Source organism: Bradyrhizobium sp., from assembly GCF_052389815.1.
In the GTDB taxonomy this organism is placed as follows: domain Bacteria; phylum Pseudomonadota; class Alphaproteobacteria; order Rhizobiales; family Xanthobacteraceae; genus Bradyrhizobium.
Genome location: NZ_JBQTHN010000210.1, coordinates 1 through 11,281, shown reverse-complemented (window position 1 = coordinate 11,281; position 11,281 = coordinate 1). Strand labels below are relative to the sequence as shown.

Genomic DNA, 11,281 nt, shown 5'->3' with positions numbered 1-11,281 from the left:
AAGCCATCCTCTATTGCCTGTGGGACATGGGGCTGAAGGTCGGCCACGCCACGCGCTCGGTCGACGAATCGATCCGCCAGGCGCGCGGCGACATGACCATCCGCACCGCGGTGCTGGAGACGCGCTTTCTCACCGGCGACCAGCCGCTTTACGACCAGCTTGTGGCTCGCTTCGACAAGGAGGTCGTGCAGGGTTCGGCGGCCGAATTCGTTACCGCCAAGCTTGCCGAGCGCGAGGAGCGGCATCGCCGCGGCGGGCAGTCGCGCTATCTGGTCGAGCCCAATGTGAAGGACGGCAAGGGCGGGCTTCGCGACCTGCACACGCTGTTCTGGATCGCGAAGTACGTCTACCGCGTGCGCGACACCGACGAGCTGCTGGAACGCGGCGTGTTCGACGCGCAGGAATACCGCACCTTCCGCCGCTGCGCCGACTTCCTCTGGTCGGTGCGCTGCAACCTGCATTTCCATGCCGGCCGCGCCGAAGAGCGGCTGTCCTTCGACATGCAGCGCGAGATCGCCATCCGCCTCGGCTATACCAGCCACCCCGGCATGCAGGACGTCGAGCGCTTCATGAAGCACTACTTCCTGGTGGCCAAGGACGTCGGCGACCTGACCGCGATCCTGTGCGCCAAGCTGGAGGAGGAGAACGCCAAGCCGGCGCCGGTGCTCAGCCGCATGGTGGCGAAGTTCCGCCCGAGCACGAAGCGGCGGCGCGTGCCCGACAGCGACGACTTCATCATCGACAACAACCGCATCAACCTCGCCGCGCCCGACGTCTTCAAGCACGATCCGGTCAATTTGATCCGCATCTTCCGCCTGGCGCAGAAGAACGACCTCGCCTTCCATCCCGACGCGATGCGCACCGTGACGCGCTCGCTGAAGTCGATCAACACGCAGCTGCGGGAAAATCCCGAAGCCAACCGGCTGTTCATGGAGATCCTCACCTCCAACAACGCCGAGATCGTGCTGCGGCGGATGAACGAGACCGGCGTGCTCGGCCATTTCATTCGCGCCTTCGGCAAGATCGTGTCGATGATGCAGTTCAACATGTATCACCACTACACGGTGGACGAGCACCTGATCCGCTGCGTCGGCTGGCTGCAGGAGATCGAGCGCGGCGGCAACGACGAGTTCGTGGTGGCGAGCGACCTGTTCCGCAAGATCCGCCCGGAGCATCGCGCGGTGATCTACATCACCACGCTGCTGCACGACATCGCCAAGGGTCGGCCCGAAGATCACTCCACCGCGGGGGCCAAGGTGGCGCGGCGGCTGTGCCCGCGGCTCGGCCTTTCCGCGGCCGACACCGAGCTCGTCGCATGGCTGATCGAGGAACATTTGACGATGTCGACGGTCGCGCAGTCGCGCGATCTCTCCGACCGCAAGACCATCGAGAATTTCGCAGCCGTAGTGCAGTCGGTCGAGCAGATGAAGCTGCTGACGATCCTGACCACCGCCGATATCCGCGGCGTCGGCCCCGGCGTGTGGAACGGCTGGAAGGCGCAGCTGCTGCGCACGCTGTATTACGAGACCGAGCCGGTGCTGACCGGCGGCTTCTCGGAAGTGAACCGCGCACAGCGCATTGCGGTGGCGCAGTCGGAGTTCCGCGCCGCCTTCACCGAATGGCCGGAGACCGAGCTCAACGCCTATATCGGCCGGCACTATCCGGCCTACTGGCTCAAGGTCGAGCTGCCGCGCAAGATCCGCCAGGCGCGCTTCATCCGCGCCAGCGAGCAGGCCGGCCACAAGCTCGCGATCAATGTCGGGTTCGACGAGGCGCGCGGCGTCACCGAGCTGATGCTGCTGGCGACCGACCATCCCTGGCTGCTGTCGATCATCGCAGGCGCCTGCGCGTCGGCCGGCGCCAACATCGTCGACGCGCAGATCTACACCACCACCGACGGCCTTGCGCTCGACACCATCGCGATCTCCAGGGAATACGACCGCGACGAGGACGAGGGCCGAAGAGCCACGCGGATCGGCGAGATGATCGAGCAGGTGCTGGAAGGCAAGCTGCGCCTGCCCGAGGTGGTCGCGCGCCGCACCGCCAAGGGCAACGGCAAGGTGCGCGCCTTCGTGGTCGAGCCCGAGGTGTCCATCAACAACCAGTGGTCGGACCGCTACACCGTGATCGAGGTCTCCGGCCTCGACCGGCCCGGCCTGCTGTACGAGCTGACGACGGCGATCTCCAAGCTCAATCTCAACATCGCCTCCGCCCATGTCGCGACCTTCGGCGAGCGGGCCCGCGACGTGTTCTACGTCACCGACCTGCTCGGCGCGCAGATCAACGCGCCGACCCGGCAGGCCGCGATCAAGAGCGCACTGTTGCACCTGCTCGCGCAGGAAGAAAAGGCCGCACAGCCGGCGGCGTAGCATCTCACGTCCCGGCTTCAGTCCCGGCCAACAAGCGAGGACGGAAGCTGCCAAAGCTGCTAATATGCAATGCAGTAGGGGGCGACGTATTAGGGGGCGACGCTGTCGCCGCTGATGATAGCGATCACCTAGCGACGCAGCGCAGGCCCGGGATGGCCAAGTGCTTGGTGCTGCCGATGATGCGTTACCTGGCCAAGAAGTCCTGGCCCTCAGCCGAGCAATGGTTGCTCGGCTGCATGGTGCTGGCGTTGGGATCGGCGGCTTGCATCTGGCTCTTGCTCGGTCCGGCGCCGACCACCCCCGCCTATTTGGTTGCGATTGCGCTCCTCCTCGCGTCGCTTCTCGCCTTATTATTCATGATGCGCCTTGTAGGCACCACCCGCAGGCGGATGGAAGCTGTGCTTTACGGCCGAGCGACAGCCGAACGACACGCAATAGAAGCGCTGCGCGATAGCGAGGCGCAATGGAAGGAGGTGTTCGAGCACAACCCGGTCATGTACTTCATGGTCGATGCGGCCGGCACCGTCCTGTCCGTCAATACCTCCGGTGCTGCGCAGCTTGGTTACGCTGTCAGCGAATTGCTGGGCCAATCCGTGCTGAAGGTATTTCTCCCGGAAGACCGGGAGATGGTCCGGTCCAATGTCGCCGTCTGCCTGGACAAAATCGGCCAGACGCACAGCTGGGAAATCCGAAAGATCCGGAAAGGCGGCTCGATACTCTGGGTTCGTGAAAATGCCAAGGCCGTGCGCCGGCTGGATGATCGGTTGATCGTCCTCATCGCATGCGAGGACATCACCGAGCGCAAGGAAGCGGAACATGCACTGCAACAGAGTGAAATGTATCTGGCCGAAGCCCAGCGATTGAGCCGCACCGGCAGCTTTGGCTGGCGTGTCGCCGATGACGAAATCATCTGGTCGGCCGAAACATTCAGAATATTCGGATTCGAGAGGGCCCCTTCCGTGAAGCTCGAGGCGATCATTCAACGCATCCATCCGGATGATCGTGAGCGCGTGCAACAGACCTACCGCCGCGCGCCCCGCGAGGGAAAGGACTTCGAACATGAATTTCGATTGCTGATGCCGGATGGGTCGGTCAAATATGTGCGGGCGACGGCGCATGCCGTGATTGACGCTGACGGTATCGAATTCGTTGGAGCGGTGACGGACATCACTGCGCGCAAGCGCGCTGCGGCGGAACTTCAAGAGGCGCAGGCGAATCTCGCCCGCGTCACGCGCGCGACGGCACTCGGTCAGCTAACGGCGTCCATCGCCCATGAAGTGAACCAGCCGCTCGCTGCCGTCGTTATCAACGCCGCGGCATGCCTGCGCTGGCTCGACCGCGATCCGCCGGACCTGAAGGAAGCGCGCGACGCGGCGCAGTCGATCATCAAGGACGGCAATCGGGCAAGCGAAGTGATCCGGCGCATCCGCGCGCTCGTGACCAAGACCACCGAGCAAAAGACTTCGCTCGACCTCAATGAGGCCATCAACGAGGTTATCTGCCTGGTGCAGCACGAGCTGTTCAGGCACCGGGTGTCGTTGCGCCTGGAGCTCGCCCCCGCCCTTCCCCTTGTTGTCGCCGACCGCGTTCAGCTGCAGCAAGTCATCCTCAATTTGTTGATTAACGGCGTTGAGGCGATGCAGCCGGTCACAGACCGGCCGCGCGAACTGGTAATCCAGACACGCCAGGAAGATGCCCAGGCTTTGGTGACGGTAAGGGATTGCGGTACCGGGATCGCCGCTGGGGCCGCTGACCAGCTGTTCGACGCCTTCTTCACCACCAAATCCAACGGCATGGGGATGGGCCTGTCGATCTGCCGCTCAATCGTCGAAGCCCATGGAGGACAGCTCTCCGCTTCCGGAAATGCCGGCCCCGGTGCGACGTTCCAGTTCACTTTGCCATTGCGTCATGCGGACAACGCGCTGGTGGCCTAAACCTCCACGCCTTCATGCCGCAGCAGCCAGCGCTTGCGCTCGAGCCCGCCGCCGTATTTCACCAGCGAGCCATTGGCGCCGATCAGGCGGTGACAGGGCACGACCACGGAAATCGGGTTGGCGCCGTTGGCGTGGCCGACGGCGCGCATCGCGCGCGGGGCACCGAGCTTCACTGCGAGTGCGCCGTAGCTCAGCGTCGAGCCGGCCGGAATCTTCGGCAGTGCGCTCCACACCTTGCGCTGGAACGGCGTGCCGGCGACGCGCCACGCGATCTCGCCAAGCTGGGCGAGGTCGCCGTCGAAATAGGCCGACAGTGCCCGCTTCACCGCAGTGGGCGCCTTCGCCTCCTTCAGCGCGACGTCACCGCATTGCAGCCGCAGCAGCTGCCGCATCCGCGTCTCGTGGTCTTCCCAGTCCAGCGCGCGCAGCACGCCGCCGCCGTCGGTCACGAGCAGCGCGACGCCGATCGGCGTTTCCAGGCGGTCGAGGCGAAGGCTTTCCGGCATGGCTCGCACCGAAGCGTTTCTCTGCGGGAGGGTTCTCGCACTCTCCACGCCGGCCGTGCTAGCGTCCACCCGAAATCCGCGAGGGGGAAAACATGATCGTGATCGCCAATGTGCTGGTGGCGCTGGTCGCCGTACTGCACGTCTATTTCCTGATCCTGGAAATGTTTCTCTGGACCAAGCCGGTGGGTTTGAAGACCTTCGGCAACAGCCAGGAGCGCGCCAATGCCATGGCGGTGCTCGCCGCCAATCAGGGCCTCTATAACGGTTTCCTCGCCGCCGGCCTGCTCTGGGGCCTGTTTCATTCCGCCCCCGCCTTCGCGTTCCAGATCAAGGTGTTCTTCCTGCTTTGCGTCATCATCGCGGGCGCGTATGGCGCATATTCCGTGAGCCGGAGAATTCTTTTTGTGCAGGCCGCACCCGCTGCCCTAGCCTTGATCATGCTCTACCTCGCCTGACTAGTGACGCGACTGCTCGCCTTGCATCGCACCATGGCTTCCGCCACACTCGCGGGCCAGGCGATGGCGGCCGCTTGTCGGTTGCGGGAAGACCATCGTCTCAACACAACAACAACGAGGACCAGCACGATGAGGAACGGGATTTTTCATCTGGTCGCGGCGGCAACGGTCGCCGTCGCACTGTCGGCGTCGCCTGCCGACGCGCAGAAGAAATACGACACCGGCGCCTCGGACACCGAGATCAAGATCGGCCAGACCATGCCGTTCTCCGGCGCCTATTCCGTCTATGCCAGCATCGGCAAGACGCAGGCCGCCTACATGAAGATGATCAACGAGCAAGGCGGCATCAACGGCCGCAAGATCAACCTGATCCAGTATGACGACGCCTATTCGCCGCCGAAGACGGTCGAGCAGGTCCGCAAGCTGGTGGAAGGCGACGAGGTCCTGCTCACCTTCCAGCTCATCGGCACCGCCGCCAACGCCGCCGTGCAGAAATATCTCAACAGCAAGAAGGTGCCGCAGCTGTTCGCCGCCACCGGCGCCTCGAAGTTCACCGATCCGAAGAACTTCCCCTGGACGATGGGCTACAACCCGAACTACTTCGTCGAGGGCAAGATCTATGGCCAGTTCATTCTGAAGGAGCATCCGAACGCCAAGATCGGCATCCTCTATCAGAACGACGATCTGGGTAAGGACTATGTCAACGGCCTGAAGGCCGGCCTCGGCGACAAGGCGTCCAAGATGATCGTGGCCGAAGCCTCCTATGAAGTCTCCGACCCCACCATCGATTCGCAGGTGCTGAAGATCAAGGACGCCGGCGCGGACCTGTTCTACAGCGCCTCGACCCCGAAGCAGGCGGCGCAGGCAATCCGCAAGATCCACGAGCTGAACTGGAAGCCCGTGCACATCCTGGACATCAATGCGAGCCCGGTCAGCGCCACGCTGAAGCCGGCGGGTCTCGAAGCCTCCAAGGGCGTGATCAGCGTCAACTACGGCAAGGATCCGGCCGATCCGACCTGGAAGGACGATGCGGGCCTGAAGAAGTATCTCGCCTTCATGGACAAGTATTATCCGGAAGGCGACAAGATGAACACGGTGAACACCTACGGCTATTCGACCGCGCAGCTGCTGGTGCAGGTGCTCAAGCAGTGCGGCGACAACCTGACGCGCGAAAACGTGATGAAGCAGGCCGCCAGCCTGAAGGACGTCGTGCTCGATCTCGGCCTGCCCGGCATGAAGATCAACACCGGCCCCAACGACTACCGCGTCAACAAGCAGCTGCAGATGATGCGGTTCAACGGCGAGCGCTGGGAGCTGTTCGGCCCGATTCTCGAGGACGCTGGCCCGGCGGGTTAGCATCGGCACAATCGAGGAAAGCGATCGGCGGCCTTCGGGGCCGCCGATTTTTTTGGGTGCCAGGCCGCGATGGGTTGGCGGCCCACCGGGGGCTGGACCAAAAAACGCGAAAACAACCCCATGCAAAGTAGAATTGGGGCCGTCGTTTCCGCTATCTCGGCACCTCCCCGAACGTCTTCCCCGCCGGCAGCACGGCGTGGCGGATCAGGCGGGAATCCTCCACCGCCGCCTGGCGATGCTTCACCGCCTCGCGATAGACGGGGTCGCGGATCATCTCGACGAAGGCGGCGACCGACGGGTATTCCGCGATGAAGCAATGGTCCCAGCGCTCCTCCGCAGGGCCGATCAGCGTCAGCTCGAACCTGCCCTGCCAGACGATCCGCCCGCCGAGCCGTTCGAAGACCGGCCCGCTCTCCCGCCCGTAGGCCGCATAGGCCTCCGCACCGGTCGCCTTGCGTCCGTCGGAATAGGCGGCCTCTGCGCGCAGCCGCACCAGGTTGAGCATGTGGATGGGACCCTCGCGATTGTTGTCGCGGAACTCTGCAAAAACTTCCTTGGTCGGATCGATATGGCCCATGCCGTTCTCCCTGAATTGCGCGGCCTTTTAACACGGCCCGCCCCAGCTCCTAATGGCGTGTTAACCTCTCGCTAACCGGCCCTTAAAGTCCGCGCCGTAGCGTGCGGCGGGACCGGTGTGGACGGCGTTTTGGATGGCGTGGGGACGAAAAAAGAGCGGCGCGCGCAAGGAGCCGCGGTTCGGCCTGGCCGCCGCCATGGCCGATTTGCGCCTCGATCCCAAAGATCGCATTCCGTCCGCCGAAGAAAAGCCGAAGAAATCCGCCAAACGAAAGGCCGATAGCGACGACGACGATGCCCCGCCACCTCCAGAACGGAAGCCCCGCGTGAGCAAGAGCGGCGCCAAGCGACGCGCCAAATCCGGCAGGCGCTTCCGCCTCGGCCGCCTGTTCTACTGGGGCGCCGTGCTGTCGCTCTGGGCGGTCATCATGGTCGTCGGCCTCGTCATCTACGCCGGCGCGCAGCTGCCGGCGATCCAGTCGCTGGAAATCCCCAAGCGCCCGCCGACCATCCAGATCGTCGGCTTCGACGGTGCCGTGCTGGCGACCCGCGGCGAAATGGCCGGCTCCAACGTCGCGCTGAAGGATCTGCCGCCCTACCTGCCGAAGGCCTTCATCGCCATCGAGGACCGCCGCTTCTATTCGCACTACGGCGTCGATCCCGTCGGCATCGCCCGCGCCGCGGTCGCCAACGTGCTGCATCGCGGCGTCTCGCAGGGCGGCTCGACGCTGACTCAGCAGCTGGCCAAGAACCTGTTCCTGACCCAGGAGCGCACCTTCAAGCGCAAGCTGCAGGAAGTGGAGCTCGCGCTGTGGCTGGAGCGCAAGCACTCCAAGAACGAGATCCTCGAGCTTTATCTGAACCGCGTCTATTTCGGCTCCGGCGCCTATGGCGTCGAAGCCGCCGCGCAGAAGTACTTCGGCAAGTCGGCCAGATCAGTCACGCTGGCGGAGGCCGCGATGCTCGCCGGCCTCGTCAAGTCGCCGTCTCGCCTTGCACCGAACCGCAATCCGGAAGGCGCCGAGCAGCGCGCGCAGATCGTGCTCGCCGCCATGGCGGACGCCAAATTCATCACGGACGCGCAGGCGCAGGCCTCGATCGGCCATCCCTCCTATCACGTGAAGCCGGCCGGCGCCGGCACCGTCAACTACGTCGCCGACTGGATCGGTGAAGTGCTCGACGACCTCGTCGGCCAGATCGACCAGAGCATCGTGGTCGAGACCACCATCGATCCGAAGCTGCAGAGCGTGGCGGAAGCCGCCATCATCGACGAGCTCGCGGCAAAAAGCGTGAAGTTCAGCGTCACGCAGGGCGCGCTGGTGGCGATGACGCCGGACGGCGCCGTGCGCGCCATGGTCGGCGGGCGCAACTATGCGGACAGCCAGTTCAACCGCGCGGTCACCGCCAAGCGCCAGCCGGGCTCGGCGTTCAAGCCGTTCGTTTACCTGACCGCGCTGGAAGCGGGCCTGACGCCGGACACCATCCGCCAGGACGCGCCGCTGGACCTGAAGGGCTGGCGGCCCGAGAACTACACGCACGAATATTTCGGCGCGGTGACGCTGACCCAGGCGCTGGCGATGTCGCTGAATACCGTCGCCGTGCGGCTCGGCATCGAGGTCGGACCGAAGAACGTGGTGCGTACGGCGCACCGGCTCGGCATCTCCTCCAAGCTGGAGGCCAATCCGTCGATCGCGCTCGGCACCTCCGAAGTCTCGGTCACCGAGCTCGTCGGCGCCTACGCGGCCTTTGCCAATGGCGGCCAGAGCGTCTCGCCGCATGTGGTGACGAGGATCCGCACCGTGGAGGGCAACAAGACGCTCTATACGCGCCAGGCGGACCCGGCCAACCAGGTGATCGACCCGCGCTACGTCGCGATGATGAACGCCATGATGCGGGAGACCATTGCGACCGGCACCGCGCGCAAGGCCGACATTCCCGGCTGGACCGCGGCGGGGAAGACCGGCACCAGCCAGGATTTCCGCGATGCCTGGTTCGTCGGCTATACGGCGAACCTCGTCACCGGCGTCTGGCTCGGCAATGACGACAACTCGCCGACCAGGAAGGCGACCGGCGGCGGCCTGCCGGTGGAAGTCTGGACCCGTTTCATGCGCGCGGCGCATCAGGGCGTGCCGGTGGCGGCCCTGCCGAAGTCGCGCGGCGGCGTCGGCGGATTCCTGTCGAACCTGTTCCAGAACACGGCGCAGTCGAGCGTCGCGCCGACCCAGGCGCCGCCGCGGCCGGTCCCGTCCGATGGCGGCTATCGCCCGCCGCCGACCCGTGCCTCCTCACCGCCGCCCCAGCCGAATGCACGGCCGGAACCCGCCGCCGGCCTCGATGGCTGGCTGGTGGACCGGCTGTTTGGGGGACGGTAGGCGGCGCCACGGGCATCCAGTACGCCGCGGCCTTTAGGCTCAATCATGGCTGTCTCTGGAATACTGGATCGCCCGCATGCGCGGGCGATGACAGCGGAGGGCGGGAGGTGCCAGCGTGCGCTAGCTAGCTAATCCTCGATCCCGTAGCGGTGCAGGTCGTTGCCGTGGGTATCGAGCCAGATTTTCGCGCGCTCGACGTGGACGCAGACGCGGCCCACCACGCGCCAGAACCGCGGCGAGTGGTTCATCTCGACGAGGTGCGCGACTTCATGCGCGGCCAGATAATCCAGCACGAAGGGCGGCGCGAGGATCAGCCGCCAGGAATAGGACAACGAGCCCGCCGAGGTGCAGGAGCCCCAGCGGCTGGACTGGTCGCGGATCGACACCCGCTTGACGCGAACGCCAAGTGCCTCCGCATGGGCGTGCGAGGCCCTGTGCAATTCCTTGCGCGCCTCGCGCTTGAGGAAATCGTGCACGCGGCGGTCGGTGAACTCGATGCCGCCGGCGACGCAAAGGATCCTCTCGCCGGACTCGCGCGTCTCCGTCCACACCGTGCCGCGCTCGCCATTGCGATGCACGATCCGGTGCGCCACACCGCGCAGCGGGATCACCGTGCCGGGCTGAAAGGGTGCGGCCTTCGGCAGGCGGCCGAGGCGCGCGGCGATCCAGCCGCCATGCATGTTGGCGAACTCCCTTGCCTCCGCGATGGTGCCGCGCGGCGGCATGGTCAGGATCGCCTCGCGGTCGGTCGGGTGGATGCGCAAGGTATATCGTCTCGCGCGCCGATGCCGGCGGAGCTTGACCGAGAAGAATTGGGAGCCGTGCCTGACCACGAGAGTCGAGGGTTCGGCGGGCCGCCGGTAGAGGAGCGCGCGAGTAGCCATGTCTGGAAGTCCGGGGAGGAGCAGTTCGCCCGGAATCTGCCACATCCGGCGCCAGGGAAATCGGTCGGCGCAAAAACAAATCATTTGCCCAATATACAGGGGTCGGCGGCCCCGCCGCCCCTACCGGCAGGGGCTGGAACCAAAAAATTTAGGTCGATTCCGGTCCAAACGAGGGGTTCAAAAAATGAGTCCCAACTCATTCGTTCAAAGGGCCGCGAATCCGGATTCCCTGTGCGGATTCAGGGAGTTAACCAACTCCAGATTCGCGTTCGGGTTTCCGTTACTCGGCCGCCGAATGCGCAACCTTGAGCGACGGCTTCTTGTTGGTCGCCGCCGAGATCATGAAATCGTTGATGCGCGGCACGATCTCCGAGCGGAAGCGCGAACCGTTGAACACACCGTAATGGCCGACGCCCTTCTGCACGTAGTGCACGCGGCGATGGGCGGGAATCAGCGGGCACAGAGCGTGGGTCGCCTCGGTCTGGCCGAGGCCGGAGATGTCGTCGTTCTCGCCTTCCACCGTCATCAGCGCGACGCGGCGGATCTTCCCGGGATCGACCGGGCGGCCGCGATGGGTCATCGTGCCCTTGGGCAGCGCGTGCTTGACGAACACGAGGTCGACGGTCTGCAAATAGTACTCGGCCGGCAGGTCCATGACCGCGAGATATTCGTCGTAGAATTCGCGGTGCTTGTCGACGAGGTCGCCGTCGCCCTTCACCAAATTGGCAAACAGCGCTTTGTGGGCGTCCATGTGCCGGTCGAGGTTCATGGTGATGAAGCCGTTGAGCTGCAGGAAGCCCGGATAGACGTCGCGCATCACGCCGGGATG

8 protein-coding genes and 1 pseudogene are annotated in these 11,281 nt (G+C 64.9%); 5 read left to right on the top strand and 4 right to left on the bottom strand.

Annotation, left to right across the window (positions count from 1 at the left end):
* A partial coding sequence (locus ACT4OC_RS28455) for a [protein-PII] uridylyltransferase (protein ID WP_444842385.1) occupies window positions 1–2,369 on the top strand: 2,369 nt, incomplete at its 5' end.
* A gap of 152 nt (window positions 2,370–2,521) precedes the next feature.
* Window positions 2,522–4,303 (top strand): PAS domain-containing sensor histidine kinase, encoded by a 1,782-nt coding sequence (locus tag ACT4OC_RS28450; RefSeq protein WP_444842384.1) that lies wholly within the window; start codon window positions 2,522–2,524, stop codon window positions 4,301–4,303.
* On the opposite strand, the gene ACT4OC_RS28445 is transcribed toward ACT4OC_RS28450, so the two are convergent.
* Entirely contained in the window at window positions 4,300–4,809 is a 510-nt protein-coding gene (locus tag ACT4OC_RS28445) for a methylated-DNA--[protein]-cysteine S-methyltransferase (protein WP_444842383.1), read from the bottom strand. The two genes, ACT4OC_RS28450 and ACT4OC_RS28445, sit on opposite strands and share 4 nt — an antisense overlap.
* A 92-nt stretch (window positions 4,810–4,901) precedes the next feature.
* On the opposite strand from ACT4OC_RS28445, the gene ACT4OC_RS28440 reads away from it, so the two are divergent.
* Both ACT4OC_RS28440 and ACT4OC_RS28435 read left to right on the top strand, forming a co-directional pair.
* Window positions 4,902–5,264, top strand: coding sequence for a DUF1304 domain-containing protein (locus tag ACT4OC_RS28440; protein WP_444842382.1), 363 nt, complete (start codon window positions 4,902–4,904; stop codon window positions 5,262–5,264).
* A 129-nt stretch (window positions 5,265–5,393) separates the two neighbouring features.
* Window positions 5,394–6,620, top strand: a complete 1,227-nt coding sequence (locus ACT4OC_RS28435; RefSeq protein ID WP_444842381.1) for an ABC transporter substrate-binding protein — start codon at window positions 5,394–5,396, stop codon at window positions 6,618–6,620.
* A gap of 151 nt (window positions 6,621–6,771) precedes the next feature.
* Here the strand turns inward: ACT4OC_RS28435 and ACT4OC_RS28430 are convergent, their stop codons facing one another.
* Window positions 6,772–7,197 (bottom strand): DUF1330 domain-containing protein, encoded by a 426-nt coding sequence (locus ACT4OC_RS28430; protein ID WP_444842380.1) that lies wholly within the window; start codon window positions 7,195–7,197, stop codon window positions 6,772–6,774.
* A gap of 133 nt (window positions 7,198–7,330) precedes the next feature.
* On the opposite strand from ACT4OC_RS28430, the gene ACT4OC_RS28425 reads away from it, so the two are divergent.
* Window positions 7,331–9,568: a transglycosylase domain-containing protein gene (locus ACT4OC_RS28425; protein ID WP_444842379.1), complete on the top strand. Its 2,238-nt coding sequence runs from the start codon at window positions 7,331–7,333 to the stop codon at window positions 9,566–9,568.
* A 128-nt stretch (window positions 9,569–9,696) separates the two neighbouring features.
* Here the strand turns inward: ACT4OC_RS28425 and ACT4OC_RS28420 are convergent, their stop codons facing one another.
* Together ACT4OC_RS28420 and ACT4OC_RS28415 are read right to left on the bottom strand one after the other, a co-directional pair.
* On the bottom strand, window positions 9,697–10,536 hold the full coding sequence (locus ACT4OC_RS28420; protein WP_444842378.1) for a M48 family metallopeptidase: 840 nt from the start codon (window positions 10,534–10,536) through the stop codon (window positions 9,697–9,699).
* 196 nt (window positions 10,537–10,732) lie between these two features.
* Window positions 10,733–11,281, bottom strand: a pseudogene (locus tag ACT4OC_RS28415) (polyhydroxyalkanoate depolymerase); the annotation flags it as partial.

Coding starts and splice junctions, on each gene's coding strand:
- ACT4OC_RS28450 (WP_444842384.1), top strand. CDS start 2,522: ATGGCCAAGTGCTTGGTGCTGCCGATGATGCGTTACCTGGCCAAGAAG.
- ACT4OC_RS28445 (WP_444842383.1), bottom strand. CDS start 4,809: ATGCCGGAAAGCCTTCGCCTCGACCGCCTGGAAACGCCGATCGGCGTC.
- ACT4OC_RS28440 (WP_444842382.1), top strand. CDS start 4,902: ATGATCGTGATCGCCAATGTGCTGGTGGCGCTGGTCGCCGTACTGCAC.
- ACT4OC_RS28435 (WP_444842381.1), top strand. CDS start 5,394: ATGAGGAACGGGATTTTTCATCTGGTCGCGGCGGCAACGGTCGCCGTC.
- ACT4OC_RS28430 (WP_444842380.1), bottom strand. CDS start 7,197: ATGGGCCATATCGATCCGACCAAGGAAGTTTTTGCAGAGTTCCGCGAC.
- ACT4OC_RS28425 (WP_444842379.1), top strand. CDS start 7,331: ATGGCGTGGGGACGAAAAAAGAGCGGCGCGCGCAAGGAGCCGCGGTTC.
- ACT4OC_RS28420 (WP_444842378.1), bottom strand. CDS start 10,536: ATGATTTGTTTTTGCGCCGACCGATTTCCCTGGCGCCGGATGTGGCAG.